General features: G+C 41.4%; 16 protein-coding genes and 1 pseudogene. 3 read left to right on the top strand and 14 right to left on the bottom strand.

From position 1 onward, the window contains the following. Nucleotides 1-45 precede the first annotated feature (45 nt). Nucleotides 46-987, bottom strand: a complete 942-nt coding sequence (qoxA, locus tag J7J00_RS02510; RefSeq protein WP_214787170.1) for a cytochrome aa3 quinol oxidase subunit II — start codon at nt 985-987, stop codon at nt 46-48. Nucleotides 988-1,203: 216 nt separating this feature from the next. Here qoxA and J7J00_RS02515 point away from each other — a divergent pair. Then, nucleotides 1,204-1,486, top strand: a pseudogene (locus J7J00_RS02515) (amino acid permease); the annotation flags it as partial. Nucleotides 1,487-1,707: 221 nt separating this feature from the next. On the opposite strand, the gene J7J00_RS02520 reads toward J7J00_RS02515, so the two are convergent. The 11 genes from J7J00_RS02520 to J7J00_RS02570 all read right to left on the bottom strand — a co-directional run bounded on the left by J7J00_RS02520 (nt 1,708) and on the right by J7J00_RS02570 (nt 12,087). After that, complete coding sequence (locus J7J00_RS02520; protein ID WP_214787172.1) at nt 1,708-1,989, bottom strand: YokU family protein; 282 nt, start codon at nt 1,987-1,989, stop codon at nt 1,708-1,710. Nucleotide 1,990: 1 nt separating this feature from the next. After that, a complete protein-coding gene (gene kamA / locus J7J00_RS02525; protein ID WP_214787174.1) occupies nt 1,991-3,394 on the bottom strand; it encodes a lysine 2,3-aminomutase in 1,404 nt (467 codons plus the stop codon). Between the two features lie 119 nt (nt 3,395-3,513). Next, nucleotides 3,514-4,893, bottom strand: coding sequence for a sigma-54 interaction domain-containing protein (locus J7J00_RS02530; RefSeq protein ID WP_214787176.1), 1,380 nt, complete (start codon nt 4,891-4,893; stop codon nt 3,514-3,516). A gap of 82 nt (nt 4,894-4,975) precedes the next feature. Beyond that, nucleotides 4,976-5,824, bottom strand: coding sequence for a putative beta-lysine N-acetyltransferase (gene ablB, locus J7J00_RS02535; protein ID WP_214787178.1), 849 nt, complete (start codon nt 5,822-5,824; stop codon nt 4,976-4,978). Between the two features lie 78 nt (nt 5,825-5,902). After that, entirely contained in the window at nt 5,903-7,174 is a 1,272-nt protein-coding gene (locus J7J00_RS02540; RefSeq protein WP_214787180.1) for a peptidase, read from the bottom strand. Between the two features lie 9 nt (nt 7,175-7,183). Beyond that, nucleotides 7,184-7,849 (bottom strand): 3-oxoacid CoA-transferase subunit B, encoded by a 666-nt coding sequence (locus J7J00_RS02545; protein ID WP_214787182.1) that lies wholly within the window; start codon nt 7,847-7,849, stop codon nt 7,184-7,186. Further along, on the bottom strand, nt 7,816-8,505 hold the full coding sequence (locus tag J7J00_RS02550) for a CoA transferase subunit A (RefSeq protein ID WP_309487126.1): 690 nt from the start codon (nt 8,503-8,505) through the stop codon (nt 7,816-7,818). The genes J7J00_RS02545 and J7J00_RS02550 overlap by 34 nt, the downstream gene beginning before the upstream one ends. A gap of 23 nt (nt 8,506-8,528) precedes the next feature. Further along, complete coding sequence (locus J7J00_RS02555; RefSeq protein WP_214787184.1) at nt 8,529-9,893, bottom strand: aspartate aminotransferase family protein; 1,365 nt, start codon at nt 9,891-9,893, stop codon at nt 8,529-8,531. Nucleotides 9,894-10,074: 181 nt separating this feature from the next. After that, nucleotides 10,075-10,404 (bottom strand): hypothetical protein, encoded by a 330-nt coding sequence (locus tag J7J00_RS02560; RefSeq protein ID WP_076366028.1) that lies wholly within the window; start codon nt 10,402-10,404, stop codon nt 10,075-10,077. A 224-nt stretch (nt 10,405-10,628) separates the two neighbouring features. Beyond that, nucleotides 10,629-11,603: a S66 peptidase family protein gene (locus J7J00_RS02565; protein WP_214787186.1), complete on the bottom strand. Its 975-nt coding sequence runs from the start codon at nt 11,601-11,603 to the stop codon at nt 10,629-10,631. Nucleotides 11,604-11,925: 322 nt separating this feature from the next. After that, complete coding sequence (locus tag J7J00_RS02570; RefSeq protein ID WP_214787188.1) at nt 11,926-12,087, bottom strand: YjcZ family sporulation protein; 162 nt, start codon at nt 12,085-12,087, stop codon at nt 11,926-11,928. Between the two features lie 306 nt (nt 12,088-12,393). On the opposite strand from J7J00_RS02570, the gene J7J00_RS02575 reads away from it, so the two are divergent. Then, nucleotides 12,394-13,482 (top strand): SGNH/GDSL hydrolase family protein, encoded by a 1,089-nt coding sequence (locus tag J7J00_RS02575; RefSeq protein ID WP_214787190.1) that lies wholly within the window; start codon nt 12,394-12,396, stop codon nt 13,480-13,482. 55 nt (nt 13,483-13,537) lie between these two features. Here J7J00_RS02575 and msrB read toward each other — a convergent pair whose 3' ends face one another. Together msrB and msrA are read right to left on the bottom strand one after the other, a co-directional pair. Further along, nucleotides 13,538-13,966: a peptide-methionine (R)-S-oxide reductase MsrB gene (gene msrB, locus J7J00_RS02580; protein ID WP_098369330.1), complete on the bottom strand. Its 429-nt coding sequence runs from the start codon at nt 13,964-13,966 to the stop codon at nt 13,538-13,540. Further along, complete coding sequence (msrA, locus tag J7J00_RS02585; protein ID WP_396020473.1) at nt 13,956-14,447, bottom strand: peptide-methionine (S)-S-oxide reductase MsrA; 492 nt, start codon at nt 14,445-14,447, stop codon at nt 13,956-13,958. The genes msrB and msrA overlap by 11 nt, the downstream gene beginning before the upstream one ends. Before the next feature lie 239 nt (nt 14,448-14,686). Here msrA and J7J00_RS02590 point away from each other — a divergent pair, with 239 nt between their 5' ends. Beyond that, nucleotides 14,687-15,436, top strand: coding sequence for a DUF4397 domain-containing protein (locus tag J7J00_RS02590; RefSeq protein WP_214787194.1), 750 nt, complete (start codon nt 14,687-14,689; stop codon nt 15,434-15,436). Nucleotides 15,437-15,515 lie beyond the last annotated feature (79 nt).

A 15,515-nucleotide genomic window follows, 5' to 3' on the forward strand; every position in this document is an offset into this window, starting at 1 on the left:
GTTTCCTTTCAGAAAATAATATTTTTCTTGAGATAGACTAAGAAATTATTCATGATTGTGTGCTGATTTTTCTTTACTATTACTTGACTTATGATCATGCTCCATATGTTCACCTTTTGAATTCGCGTTAGAGTCACTTGAGCCATGATGATGTCCAGCATTTTCACCTTCTGGAGCTGGGGAAAAGTCCAAATGAGTTCCAGTAAACGTTAACTGTCCCTCATGACCCTGTTTTAATAATTCATTGAATCTTACTTCAGTAATAGGTTTAGCAGTTTCCTTAACTTCCTTTACCCATTCATCAAACTTATCTTGAGACATCGCTTCGACGTGGAACGTATTTTCAGCGAATCCTTTCCCACTAAAGTTTGCATTTCGTCCCATCATTTCCCCTGATTCGTCGGCTGCTAAGTGTAATGTGGTTACCATGTTAGACATGGCATATTTTTGACCGCCAAGTTGTGGAATCCAGAAACTCGTGATAGGCCCGAATGAATAAAGTTTAAACTCAAGTGGTCGATTTGATGGAATATACAAGTAGTTTACTGTCTCAATATCATTTTCTGGATAACTAAAATGCCACTTCCAGTCAGATGACGAAGCGTAAATAACTAATGGATCTTGACCTTTGTACCCTTCCGGAGTGGCTTCCACTTTATTGTTGGAAATTACAGACACAATGGAGAAGAAAATGACGATTAAAATTGGCACCCCAACAATAATTGATTCAACAACATGATTCCCTTCAATATAGGGTGGTTCATAATCTTTAGGTAGTTTAGAGTCACGGTATTTCGTTAACACAAAAACTAAAATAGCACAAACAACAATAACAATAACCGCCATGATCGCAATTGATAGCCAAATCACATTGGCTTGAGTTTGGGCTTGAGGTCCTTTAGGATCTAAGACAGCTAATGATTCACAGCCAGAAAGCACATTGACTATGGTAGAAAGAATGGCTAATAAAACCCATTTTGTTTTCATATATGTATCCTTCCTTTTAAGATTTTATTTCTAAGTTATCCACAAAAAATGAAGTTATCCCAAAAAATGCTTATTAAGAATGGTGGTAATTTCTCACAATCACATTTATAGGCGGGATGAATATGTATGAACTCATTTTGGGAATGTTCAGAGAAACAGGTAATCTAAATACCTACTTGCTTTGAAAAGGAATTTGAATATGTGAGGAGATACTGCATGGATATTTTTTTTCCTAGTGGTCAAAGTAAAGGGAGTGAAGATGAAAATTTAAAATGGTGGCAATTGTCCTTAATAGGGGTTGGATGCACGATTGGCACTGGATTTTTTCTTGGATCGGCCATTGTTATAAAAATAACAGGCCCTTCAATTCTCTATTTTAGCAGCTATTGGAACCTATATTGTATACAGCTTATTAGCTAAAATGACGGCTGAAGATCCTCAAGATGGATCTTTCTGCTACTATGCAAACAAAGCATATGGGCGTTGGGCCGGTTTTAGTTAATACCCATTGAAGAAATTTCAAAAGACCTCTCCAAAAGAGGCTTCCAAAATAATATATCTCAATTTACCGCTTGCTTCCTTCAGAATTCCGCGTCACCACGGAAAGCAACCGCTACTAATGCCTTCACCGTTCGAGATGTACACCCTATAGACCGCACCGCCGGGCGCACAGAAAAACCTCACCAAAGAAAGTAGATGAGGCAACTTCTAATTATTTTGTTATTTCCCAAAATCAAAATAATTCCGCTTTAACACCCGCTTCATCTTCAATAACTCGTCATACGTCGTCTGTTTCCCTAACTGTTTCGAATCTATTAAAAATAGCTGATCTTCAATTTCTTTTACAATTTCATCACTCTGAAAAAGAGCTTTACAATTCTCGCAATGGGAAGATGGAGTTTCAGTAATTTCAACGGCTCGCGTCCCATCTGGTAATTCCCAATAGACCGTACCAGTTACCGATGAAAGTATACCTATCTCACACCATGGACAAGTTTCCATGCTATTCATCCCCTTTTGGAGTACTCTTTTTTTGTTGTGCCTGGAATTTCTTTTCTTTTAATTGATCTCGTTTTTCACGTTGATTTTTTAATGAAGCATGCTCCGGGTTGGTAACGTAATTTTCACGGCGATTCATTCGCTTCAGCCCTTCAGGCACTAAATTGAATTGCTTGTCGTTCATCAAACCAGCTATTCCTATATCTGACCGTTTTTCTTCCATTTCAGGATATATCCCTTTGAAATAATCATCTGCAAGTCCTGGTGTGTAATTCTCAGGTTCGGGATATGTTGTAATCACTCCTTCAAAATTACGAAGCACTGTTTTTGTCGGTGATTGTGAAAGGATATAATTCGGTTGCAATGTGATTTTCCCTCCCCCTCCTGGAGCATCGACGACGAAGGCAGGTACAGCATACCCGGATGTATGGCCTCGCAGCCCCTCGATGATTTCAATCCCTTTTGAAATGGGAGCCCTGAAATGACCGATGCCTTCCGAGAGATCGCACTGATAAATATAGTAAGGGCGGACACGGATCTTAACAAGATCATGCATCAGCTTTTTCATGATTGCGACACTGTCATTTATCCCCGCTAAAATAACTGCCTGGTTGCCCACAGGTACACCTGCATCGGTAAGCATCTCACATGCTTTCTTTGACTCCTCGGTAATTTCTATCGAGGTATTGAAATGAGTATTCAGCCAAACTGGATGATATTTTTTTAAAATGGCACATAAATTTTCAGTGATTCTTTGAGGAAAAACAACCGGAGCCCGCGTACCTATCCTGATTATTTCAACATGAGGAATTTCCCTTAAGTTCTTGAGGATATATTCAAGGATCGTGTCATTGATCAATAATCCGTCCCCGCCGGAAATAAGGACATCACGAACTGCTGGCGTGTCACGTATATAACCGATTGCTGCGTCCAATTGTTTTTTTGGCACGCCCATGCCAATTTGGCCTGAAAAGCGTCTTCGTGTACAATAACGGCAGTACATCGAACATTGATTCGTCACCAAAAAAAGAACGCGATCCGGATATCTATGGGTCAGTCCCGGTACAGGGGAGTCCTCATCCTCATGTAGGGGGTCTTCCATGTCATATTTGGTTTTATGCATTTCTTCCGAGATTGGGACCGATTGCATTCTGATTGGACACCTTGGGTCATCTTTATTCATTAAAGAAGCATAGTAAGGGGTGATATTCAATGGAATGGTTTTTGTGGAAATCCTCACACCTTCCTCTTCATCCGGAGTCAGGTTTATCACTTTTTTCAAATCATCAACAGTTCGGATCGTATTCGTAAGCTGCCAAAGCCAGTTGTTCCATTGTTCTTCGGTTACATCTTTCCATAGCTCTATATCTTTCCAGTTGCGATCTGGCTTATATAAGTCAAATAACATTGTTATACCTCCTGAGTTATGATAGTAGTATTAAATGCAAGAAGGGTGCCAAAATGACCTAAAAACTCGAGTGCCCATAAAAAAAACCGGACTGCTGGCTGCATCCGGATTTTTTTCATTCAAATATGTTTTTTTATTTTATATTGCAAGGTCTGTCTTGGAATTTGCAATAGCTTCGATGCCTGGAAAACGTTACCGTTCGTTTGTAGAAGGGCCTCGGTAATCAATTTTGTTTCCATCTCAATCATGGCCTCACGAAGCGGAAGTATTTTTTCTGATGGGGTGGGCTTTTTTAAAAATTGGGGCAAATCTTCAAGATTCAAAACATCATTCTCCGTATGGTTCATCATGAATTCTATCGTATGTTTAAGCTCCCTTACGTTTCCAGGCCAATGATATTTCCGAAAAAAAACCTTGGTCTTCTCATCCATGCCTTTTATCGACTGTCCTAATTTACTGTTAAATATTGATATGAAATGTTCAGAAAGAAGCTCTATATCATCAATCCGCTCCCTTAACGGAGGCAGCTCGTAGCTCAATACGTTCAATCGGTAAAATAAATCCGGTCTTAGCCTGTTATCCGATACCGCCTTTTTCGGATCTATATTCATCGCTGCCATGATCCTGACATCCACCTGTACACTCTTTGTGCCGCCTATCCTCCTGATGAACCCATCTTCAAGTACACGCAAAAGCTTTGCCTGCAAGTCAATCGGCATCGATTGCAATTCATCCAAAAACAAGGTTCCGCCGTTGGCTAATTCAAACAATCCCTGACGTTCCACAGCACCAGTGTAGCTTCCTTTTGCCGTACCGAATAGAAGCGATTCCAATAAACTTTCTGGAAGGGCAGCACAATTTTGCGCGATGAAAGGTTCTTTACCACGGCTCGAATCCTGGTGGATGCTTTGAACAAAAAGCTCTTTTCCTACACCGCTTTCCCCATAAACCAATACCGATGAGGAGGAGCAGGCAGCCTTTTTCCCTTGTGATATCAAACCTTTAAACCCAGTATCATTTGTCAGGATTTCCGTAAAAGAATACAATCCGCCGTTCGCAGGCGTTTTCCTTTCAGGACTTTTGATCGTCTTGAGCGAGCTTTCCAGATCAGCTAACCTTTCAGATAATTGCTTCAAGCTTGAATAATCCTTGGCAATTTCTATCGCACCTATCATAAACCCATCAACATATATGGGGAGCGTCGTATTTAGCGTCTCAATAATTCGCCCATGTGCATTTACATATGATTGACTATAGTTGTAGATTGGTTTTTCAGATTTAATGACCCGGAGTAAGGTCGATGATTTGTGATTCAAAGAAGGAAAGGCTTCAAGCAATGGTTTCCCAAGCACCTCACTTCTTTTCATCCCATCATGATTGGCCGCCACTCCGTTATAAAAGATGGTCTGTCCTTTTGGATCTATCACGTGAATGCCTTCATCAATGGTTTCTAATATCGCTTCCAACACTTCACTTGTATTAAAAAATTCACTTGGCAAGATATCCCTCCTCAAGACCTTCTTGCTAGATGTATATGAGGAAATGCCAAAAACTTGTCATGTTACGCCTAAAATTGAGCATTCAAGTGAAATTTTTCACCCAAAGATTCATATCTTCCAGTTTATCGAAGATATAACAATTATTGGCCAAACGTCCGCGGTACGAGTAACCATGCTGATGCAATGCAGCATTCATGCCGAATGAGAGCGACCTGGCAATCGAATAGATACAATAAATTCCATGTGAAAAAAGATAGTCTTCAAGCGAGGAAATCAAGTGTTTCATCAAGCCGAACTGCCGATGTTCCGGCAATGTCGCACAATCGGTGATTTCTGCATTATGGTAAAAGGAATTAATTTCTGCGGAAGCGGCACTGACGATCCTCTCTTCATGGACATAAATATAAAAAACCGTTCCCATTTCCATGCACTTTTTCACATATACCGGATCATTCATCGGTGTGGGATACACTTCGAAAACCTTACCATACAATTGGGCCAGCTGAAGTGCATCGGTAACTTCTGCTTTACGGCCTTGATAGGCTGACGGCGGATCATCTAGTCCTGATTTTGTCGGCAGACTCTGAACATCGGTAAGGATTTGATCTTCCTTCTCCCATTCTGCACTGTTGCGCCTTTCATTCCGGTTATATTTAACCAGGAAGAAACAATCGCTTCCCAAGAAGAATTTATCGATGCTTCCTTCATATAGAAAGCCTTGGGCAAGCAATGCCATAACGTTTTCCCTGCGTGACTTGAAGATGATTTTTTCTGCTGATATGCCTTTAGCCACCTTCAAAGATTCCTCCACGCAATCTTGAAAATGACCTAGATAATCATCAACCCTGATTCGCTTATTAAAATGATCGATCGTAATATGTATGGTGCATCTTGGCTTTTGAATTCTTTTTTCAATGATTCCAGCCTCCATTTGTCCGCTCCTTTCACATTTTCGAAAATTGTTGCGAAAGGCCTGACCCTTCCTGGAATCAGACCTTTGGAAAAATGATTATTCCTGGTCCACCCCACACCATTCAATAATGGTCAATGCGATGATTTCCGCAACCATCATCATTTTATCCACCTCAATATATTCGTTCGAATCATGGGCCATCTTCGTTTCCCCTGGTCCAAACACAACTACGGGGGTAGAGCCAACAGATGATAGATACCCTCCATCCGTCGCCCAAGGGGACGCTTCGACAAGCGGTTCTTCCCCTACCACTTTTTCATGGTATGTGCCAATTGTCTTCATTAGCGGGTGATTTATTTCGAGATTGCCAGGCAGCCATCTGGCCCCAAACCATTCTAATTCAATAGGTTTTTCTTTGAACCATGCATCACTCCGGTTTAAAGCATCTATTCGCTCCTTCAGCGATTTTTGTGCCTCTTCCATGGTTTCTGTCGGGGCGATGCCGAATCTACCTTCTAGAACGGCTGTATCCGGCACAGAGGAAGGCCAATTCCCGCTTTGAATGCTACCTATGTTGATTGGAATCGGGATAGGAACATTTTTATAGAGTGAATGACGGAGTGACTCATTCCGTTCTTGTTCAAGCAACTTGATTTCTTTCATTACAACAACCGCTTTATCTATTGCACTGACTCCTTCATACCTCGTGCCTCCATGTGCAGACTTGCCTTTTATTCTCAGTCGAAACCACATCGAACCTTGCTGTAAAGGGAATAGTTTCATATTTGTAGGCTCCGGAATGATTGCACCATCAGCTTTGTACCCCCGTAAGACTGCCGCAAGTGTGCCGGCACCACCGCTTTCTTCTTCAATCACACTCTGGAATATCACATCTCCCTTCAATTGAATTCCAGATTCGACGATCGCTTCGATGGCCAGCAATAAGGATACATTGCCGCCTTTCATATCCGTCGTTCCCCGCCCGAAAACTTTCCCGTCTATCAACTTGCCGCTATACGGATCATCGTGCCATGCTGCATGATCTCCTTCAGGAACTACATCAATATGTCCGTTTAAAATAAGGGATTTCCCCTTGCCTGTTCCTCTTTTAATAGCCACAAGGTTCGGATTACCTTTAAAATCCCTACGGTCGCAATAAAAGTGAGGATGTTTTCTTAATTGTTCATCCCCGATCTCCCAAAGATCTATTTCTAGTCCAAGTTGTCTGCACTTCTCGACCACTATGGCTTGTGCACTTCCTTCTTGCCCCCTTTTGCTCGGTTCCTGAACCAGTTTTTGCAAAAGCTGAACCCCATTCATCCGATGTTCATTCAACCATGTTCTTATTTTTTCATCATACATATCCATTCTCCCCTCTCATTCTTTTAAATTATGGATGTTTTCAGAGACGGTAAACGAGGCTTCGGTCCGATTCCTGATTTCCTGAATGCTGGACGTATCAAATACATCAGTTAATAGGAGACCCTCTGAAGTTACGGAAAACACGCCTAATTCGGTGATGATCATATGTACGCATTTTTTGGCAGTTAACGGCAACGTACATTTTTTGACTATTTTAGACATGCCCGCTTTATCGTTATGTTCCATCAAGACAATGACCTTTTTTGCCTTCGCAGCCAGTTCCATTGCACCGCCCATGCCTGGCACCCGCTTTCCCGGGACAATCCAATTAGCGAGATCCCCCGCTTGACTTACTTGAAGGGCTCCTAGAATCGTGATATCCACCCTGCCTCGCCGTATCATCCCAAATGCAACAGTACTGTCGCAGTAAGAAGCCCCGGCTCTAATGGTGATCGGCAGTCCCCCAGCATTGCAAAGATGCGCATCTTCCTTCCCCATTTCAGGAGTACTGCCAATTCCAACAAGGCCATTTTCTGCATGAAACATAACTTTATGATCATTCAAAAGATGATTCGGTACAAGTGATGGAATGCCAATTCCCAAATTGACCAGCATCCCACCGCTTATTTCTGCTGCTGCCCGTTTCGCTATTCTGTTTCTATCTCCGGTTCCCAAACCCATTTCCAATCGACTCCTTTTGATGGAATGATATAATCCACAAAGGCACCGGGTACAATGATGTCCTCTGGATCCAAAGTGCCAAGCGGAACGATTTGCATGGCTTCGACTATAGTGATTTGACCGGCCGCAGCAACGATTGGATTCGTGTTCCTGGCACTTTTATCAAATGTAAGATTTCCATAAGGATCTGCCATTTCTGCGTAAACAATGGCGATATCCGCAGTTAATGCCGGTTCCACCAGATAATTTTTCTTACCCAGCTTTACGGTTTGTTTGCCGTCCCGGACGATATCGGCCTCAATTCCAATATCAGTCAATATCCCGCCGAGTCCCATCCCTCCGGCCCGGATGCGTTCGACAAGTGTCCCTTGGGGAGAGAACTCCACTTCGAGTTCTCCATTATTCATTAATAGTCCTGCATTTGGATTGGAACCGATATGGGAAACGATGACTTTTTTCGCACGGCGTTGGGTGACCAGTTTACCGATTCCGATATCGGGGAAACCTGTATCGTTCCCAATCAAGGTTAAATCCTTAATACCCGATTCCAAAATCAGATTGATCAATCCCGGAGGCGTCCCTATGCCACCGAATCCCCCAAACAGGATGGACTGTTTATCCTTAAAGTGATGGCGGACATCCTCCAAACAACAAATCTTCTGGAATGTATTTTCCACCACTATGACTCACTTCCTTGTTGTGATGGCCGTTTACCTATCGATTCATTAAATTGCCAAAAAGTTATATCGACCCTCATTAACAATTCAGCACACTCCTCTTCCGATATCGTTAACGGCGGGGAGATGATGATCGCTGCCCCTGTTACACCGTCAAGGCCTGCAGCTGCGGGATAAAGAAGTATTCCATTCCTCATTCCCAATTCAATGATTTCATTAGTCACGTCTGCCTCCTTCGGAAATGGGGCCTTCGTTGCTTTATCCTGGACAAATTCGATGCCAATCAATAAACCTCTCCCACGTATATCACCAATAAAGGAATACTTCCCTGCCAACTTTTTCAGGCCCCTAATCAGGTAATTCCCTCTGTCGGCTGATTTTTCGACAAGTTCATTCCTTTCGACATATTCTAAAACGGCCAAAGATACCGCACACGATAACGGATTTGCACTTAGAGTATGGCCTCCTATAATTGACTTCGAGCCCTTCATTATGGGCTCCATCACGTTTTTGGTCATTACTACGGCCGCTATCGGTGTATACCCCCCGCTCATACCTTTACCAAATGTTACAATATCAGGATCCACATCCCAATATTCGGAAGCAAGCATCTTACCTGTACGTCCAAATCCGGTCATTACTTCATCCGCAATGAATAAAATATCATTCTCTTCGCAGATTTTCTTGAGTTTTCGAAAATAACCATCAGGAGGAACAATGGCCCCTCCGGCTGCGCCGATAACAGGTTCTGCAATGAAAGCCGCTATATTTTCACTGCCAATACGACGGATTGATGCTTCCAATTCCGAAGCACAGGACATTCCGCATGTATGTGGATCAAGTTGAAGTGGACATCGGTAACAATATGGAGGAGATACAGAAGGATATGATTCAAGCATAGGAGTAAATCTTTCCCGGCGAATCGGATGTCCAGACATTGAAAGAGCTCCCATCGTGATGCCATGGTAGCTCATCCATCTCGATATGATTTTCTGTTTCTTTGGCTTCCCTTTTTCCTGCCAATGCTGAATGGCAATTTTCAATGCCGTTTCAGTCGCCTCGGAGCCGCTGTTTACAAAAAAGCTGTATGTCAGTTCCCCTTTGGTCAATTCTGCAATTTTTCCGGCAAGTTTCTCTGCAGCATCGCTGGTAAATTGGGAACGATACACAAATGAAACCTGTTTAGCCTGTTTTACCATCGCTTCAATGATTTCCTGGACTCCATGGCCAATATTGGCTGTAACAGCACCTGAAGAAGCATCAAGGTATTCCTTTCCATCTTTGTCGTATAAAAACACTCCCTGACCATGACTGATAGTCGGGTAGGCTCCTCCCAGGACCGGTTTGATCAATGAAGACTGCTCCATAAGCCCACACACTCCTTCTCTTTAAAAACAAATGCAATATAGTAAAGTGTATGTCCAGATGAAAGCAATCTTGCTAAAGAAATTGGCCTAAGCATGTTAACGGATAAATTTCTTGCTTTCATGGGTGATCGTCCAAAAATGGCGACAAAAAAAGTGTATCCGCAAGAGATACACTTTTTTCTTACAATGCACTATTTAGTTTTTCTTCACGAATTGACTCCAAAAAACTTTCATCCTTTAAAACAGCCAGCACATTTTTATAAAAAGCAGTTTTATCGATAACTGAAGTATGCACATATTCATACTCTTTTAAAGACGGATGACGCAAAACATTTTTCATGCAGGAATGACAAACTTTTTTAGTTCCTAACTTATAGTAGTTCAAGTTACTTGCATCCCCATTAGAAGTATCTTCGTTACAAACGAAACATGTATGGCTCACACGGCCTTTTTTATTATACTCGGCCAAAGCCCCTTCTAAACGAATGGATGCTGGAATTGTTAATAACACATAATCACCTTTTCTATTTTAAATCTCTTAGTATTATATCAGAAAAATATAGAATTTGAACTATTAGACTCATATTCCCTAATAATGCTTGTAAAATAGGACTATTTCCAGGGCTGACAAGAGGAAAGACTCCTAATAAAATACACCCTAATGCAAAATATATTCATACATATCCCGAACAGATTAAAACACCGTCCACTTTTGAACGGCGTCTTCAAACTGTGTCATGGATGGATCTGGATCGTCGCTTTTCCGTTCTTCACCTTCATTACTGCTTTTGAACCAACCGGCACCGTTACAAATGGATGAACATGACCAAAGTTGGCATTAGCGATCACGGGTATGCCATTTATCTCCTCTTTGGCGGCGATGATTTCCTGTAAGGCATATTCAGTCATTCCTGAATCCTTTTGGAAACGGCCGATGACGATTCCTTTAATCCCACTTGCACCTGGCTGATGGAGCAAGGATTGTAAATCCCGGTCAAAACTGAATGGATGGCTTTCTTCGTCATCTTCTATGAAAAGGATACTGTCCTTTAAAGATGGCATGTACTCTGTGCCTTGTAATAGATTGAGTGTACAAAGATTTCCCCCAATGATTGTCCCAGCAGCTTCACCTTCCTGAATGACCATGTATCCAGCATTCGGGTGGAAAGTGCGGTCATCCTGTTCTAAATGCCAAGAATCATCACTCCACGTTTCACTTGGATCAAGATAAAAACCTTCACTTTCGATTACAGCCTTTTTAAAATATTCCATCGTATATTCCAGACCAGCCTTCATCCCGAACGTCGAGAAATGAGGACCTGAATATGTAGTTAAGCCTGTTTTATTATATATGGCCAATAATATTGCTGTTATATCACTATACCCCATCAACACTTTTGGATTTTCCTTAATCAAATCATAGTCGATATACCGTAACAATTGGTTAGCGTTATATCCCCCGATGGCTGTAAAAATCCCCTTCACATTTGGATCCCTGAACGCATCATGCAAATCCTCGATCCGGTCTTCGATCGAATTCGAGAAAAAGTCATCATGGAACAAAGTCGTTTCACCATATGTCACTTTAAAACCAAGCTCAGTCAATCTTTCTTCTGCCAATCTGCGTTGTTCCCCTTTGACAATCGCCAAGCTTCTTGAAGGAGCGATTACGCGAATTTCATCCCCTGCTTTTAAACGGGAAGGTTTCATATCTTTATCCCCCTAAATTAATTACATTCTGTCGTTATTTTAGCAGAAATGGTGAACAAAGAAAAACCAAGACCCTTAATGTCATTCACACAACTCATTTCCCTTCCTGATTGGCCTAATTTCCCTCCTCAATGGCATTCTCTCGTCATTCCCGTTGTGCCATAATCTGGATTGGAAAAAGGAATGGTTATGCATTTCCTGTCCCATTTTGATTACATGTTTTTTCAGTCAGACACCTTGAATCTAAAAGGTCCACCGTCACCCCACCAATTTCCTTACATAAAGAAAAGACCAGCTTTCAGCTGGTCTTTGGGTTATTGTCTTAGCAGCAGAATGAAGCACCGATGATAATCAATAGAATGAACAAGACAACGATTAATGCGAAGCCTGATCCAAATCCGCAGCAACCGCCGCCGCCGTATCCGTATCCACCTCCACCATAACCGTACCCTGGTCCTGCAACATTTCCACCATATCCGTACATAAAGTTTCACTCCTTTTAGAATTCTGATTTCTCTTTACACCTTACCATATGTCAATACGCCCGCCTCGGTCTGTGCATTTGCCTATTTTTCTGAATTTAAGAAAAAACTTCAATAAAACACCATCTTCACCGCTAATCATTCAATGTCTGAAATACCACGATTAACCATGAAAAATGTCAAAAAAACGTTTTATATTTATTGTGTTACTTCAAAATTGGGATATAATAAGGAAAAAACAATTCTTAGCCTTTTTAAGCTATCTCATACCTACATGGATACATAAAAGGCAATACGGGGGAACATAATTGAAAACGAACGCAAAATCCTTCATCCCTTTCGCTGCAATTGCCACGATCCTTCTAATCAGCTATATCCTTCAAAAAGCCCCTAAAACATATGGATCAGATGATTCGATAAATGTTTATCAAAAATTCCAATCAGGCCAGCCCATTCAGTATCTCGTCATTGGTGACAGTATCGGAAGAGGGTCCGGAGCTGAAAATCCTAATCTAACATGGTTCAAACAGTTAGAAAATAAGATGAATGATGCCAATGATATTCCTTTACACGGTGACTACGTGGTCCAAAGCGGATCCACTGCTTTTGAAGGCCTATTCAAGCTCTCCCAAAGAAGGGAGCATGATCATAAAGATCTGATTTTCTTCGTTTTTGGTGAAAATGACCGCAAATATATGAATGTCGATGATTTTACCATGACATATGAAGCGTTAATGAGGAAGGCAAAACGTCTCCACCCTAATGCTGAATTATTCACAATAACAGAGAGTTCCTTGAAATATAAGGAATTTGCTTCAGCCATCGGACTTTTATCCAAACACTACGGTGCAACGAATGTGGATATGCGACCAATATTCAAAAATTCAGGATATACGGAAAAACAGCTGACAAGAGATTTGATTCATCCAAATGGGCTTGGTTATAAATTATATGCTGATGCAATTTATGAACGGTTCCTTGATAACATCAAACGGGAAAAGGCTGTAGCAGGCCTTCCATCTAAGCTTCATGCCCGTTCTGGATTTGAATTATCGGAAATTGACCACTATGAAAAAATGAGCGGTTTCCGTCCAAGGGGCGGTTATTTCACTAGTAGTGAAAAGGGCAGTGTGATTGAATATACCTTCAAAGGAAGTATGCTTGGTGTGAAACTTCTTAGAAGTCCTGATGGCGGGGAAGTAAATGTATGGATCGATGGAAATGAAATCACGACATTGAATACGTGGTGGCCATTTGCCCGTGAAAGATATTTATTTGTCACGAATGGACTCCGTCCAGGTTCACATACAGTCCGTTTCGAGGTGACTGGCAGGACTAAAGCAATGAAACTTACCACCATTCCATTTGTCCGGATCGCATCAATCATCACGGATTGAATCCCACCTAATATTAAAATAACCCCCTATCAATTTCTGATAGGGGGTTTTCCAATCAATCAAAAAGCTTTTTGTATTCTCCGTATCCTTCTTTTTCAAGATCTTGGAGCGGGATGAACCTTAATGAAGCGGAATTGATGCAATAGCGTAATCCCGACGGTCCCGGCCCATCATTGAAAACATGACCCAGATGGGAATCGGCCGTTTTTGAGCGAACTTCGATCCTTCTCATACCATAACTCGTATCGAGGTTTTCCACCACTTCCTCTTCTTTAAGCGGTTTAGTGAAGCTTGGCCAACCGCAGCCTGAATCAAACTTTTCCTTTGAAGTGAAAAGAGGATTACCTGAAACGATATCCACATATAATCCTTCCTCCTTCAAGTTCCAATATTCATTGTTAAAGGCTGGTTCCGTTCCATTATTTTGTGTGACTTCATATTGAATCGGATTGAGTTTCTTTTTTAATTCTTCTTTACTTTTCATTTTTTTCCCCCCAGTGATGTTGTATGAACGCTTTGCGTCCTGAGCCAATCGAATATCTTTCATAATGTTCAGGTTGCTTTTTATAATAATGCTGGTGGTATGTCTCAGCTGGATAAAACGTTTTGGCTGGTATTATCGGAGTTACGATCGGTCCAGAAAATTTCCCGCTCGCCTGCAGCTTGGCTTTGGATGCTTCTGCAATTTCCCGTTGGTTTTCGTCCTGATAAAAAATAGCCGTTTGATAAGAACTTCCCCGGTCATAAAATTGCCCGCCAGCATCTGTCGGGTCAATTTGCTGCCAAAATAACTCGATTATCTTCTCGTATGGATATACGTTTGGATCAAAGGTGATCTGAACAGCTTCATAATGTCCCGTGGTTTCAGAACAAACCTCTTTGTATGTGGGATTTTCCGTAGTCCCTCCTGTATAGCCAGAGATAACGGATTCGATGCCAGGCTGTTCATCGAACGGTTTCACCATGCACCAGAAACATCCACCTGCGAATGTTGCTTTCTCTAATTGCTTTGTCAAATGAATATCCTCCTTTTTTTGCAAACAATCCATTGAATGCATTTTAACGCTTTTATTTTACCCTGTAAAATAATATGCCGATCGAACCTGTTTACGAAAAGGGTCCATTCCCTTTTTAAAAAGGAGACACATGCCCAAGCATAATTACATATGGTAAAAACATAATGGAAAAATGAGAGGTGTTGGAAATGAGCGATAAACAATCATATTCACAAAAATCGGTTACATATGATTTACTATCGTCTTATAATAAAAACAGCGATCCGCAATTGCATGATTATTATTACCATAAGCATCTGAAAAGTCTCGAAAAAGCAACACGACAATTGGGATATGAACAAATGAATGCCATACTGCCTGCACAAGTTCGCTTTTTACATGCTGACCCGACAGCTTCCTCATTTGATGTTTATGTAAATGAAATGCGTATCCTCAAAAGTTTCTCATATAAAGAGAACAATGATTATTTACCACTGCCTCCTGGCAAGTGCCAATTGGATATATACCGCAGCGGGCAAAGCACCTTACCTCTTTTAAGCCGTAAATTGGCTCTCGAAAGCGGGAGTTCCTATACCATTGCTCTAGCACCTACCCAGGCTAATGAATCGTTGAAAATGTTCCCTTTCGAAGATAATCCATTTGTTCCTCCGAATGAAGCAAAGATTAGATTCATCCAGCTTTCACATGATTTACTCTCGGTGGATATTGCCGTCAAAGATGGAGATGTCGTTTTTGATCAACTCTATTTCAGTAAAGCAAGCGAATATCTTAATATTCATCCAATGATAGTAGACTTCGAAGTGAGGATAGCGGGAACAAAAGAAATCGCACTCCCTTTGCCAAACAAGGCTTTCCAAGATAATACTCCCTCAACCATTTATATAATCGGATCGAATCGGGAATCATCCTCACTAGAAACCATAACGCTCTCTCCATAAATGGAGAAAAAACCAGGATGAATCGATATATATTTAGATAACAAAACATAGGATAGTTAGTCTATAAGGGGCTAATCAT

Source organism: Bacillus sp. ISL-4 (genome assembly GCF_018613275.1).
GTDB classification, from domain to species: domain Bacteria; phylum Bacillota; class Bacilli; order Bacillales; family DSM-1321; genus Peribacillus; species Peribacillus simplex_E.

Coding starts and splice junctions, on each gene's coding strand:
- qoxA (WP_214787170.1), bottom strand. CDS start 987: ATGAAAACAAAATGGGTTTTATTAGCCATTCTTTCTACCATAGTCAAT.
- J7J00_RS02520 (WP_214787172.1), bottom strand. CDS start 1,989: ATGGAAACTTGTCCATGGTGTGAGATAGGTATACTTTCATCGGTAACT.
- kamA (WP_214787174.1), bottom strand. CDS start 3,394: ATGTTATTTGACTTATATAAGCCAGATCGCAACTGGAAAGATATAGAG.
- ablB (WP_214787178.1), bottom strand. CDS start 5,824: ATGGAGGCTGGAATCATTGAAAAAAGAATTCAAAAGCCAAGATGCACC.
- J7J00_RS02540 (WP_214787180.1), bottom strand. CDS start 7,174: ATGGATATGTATGATGAAAAAATAAGAACATGGTTGAATGAACATCGG.
- J7J00_RS02545 (WP_214787182.1), bottom strand. CDS start 7,849: ATGGGTTTGGGAACCGGAGATAGAAACAGAATAGCGAAACGGGCAGCA.
- J7J00_RS02555 (WP_214787184.1), bottom strand. CDS start 9,893: ATGGAGCAGTCTTCATTGATCAAACCGGTCCTGGGAGGAGCCTACCCG.
- J7J00_RS02565 (WP_214787186.1), bottom strand. CDS start 11,603: ATGAAACCTTCCCGTTTAAAAGCAGGGGATGAAATTCGCGTAATCGCT.
- J7J00_RS02570 (WP_214787188.1), bottom strand. CDS start 12,087: ATGTACGGATATGGTGGAAATGTTGCAGGACCAGGGTACGGTTATGGT.
- msrB (WP_098369330.1), bottom strand. CDS start 13,966: ATGAAAAGTAAAGAAGAATTAAAAAAGAAACTCAATCCGATTCAATAT.
- msrA (WP_396020473.1), bottom strand. CDS start 14,447: ATGGTGAAACCGTTCGATGAACAGCCTGGCATCGAATCCGTTATCTCT.
- J7J00_RS02590 (WP_214787194.1), top strand. CDS start 14,687: ATGAGCGATAAACAATCATATTCACAAAAATCGGTTACATATGATTTA.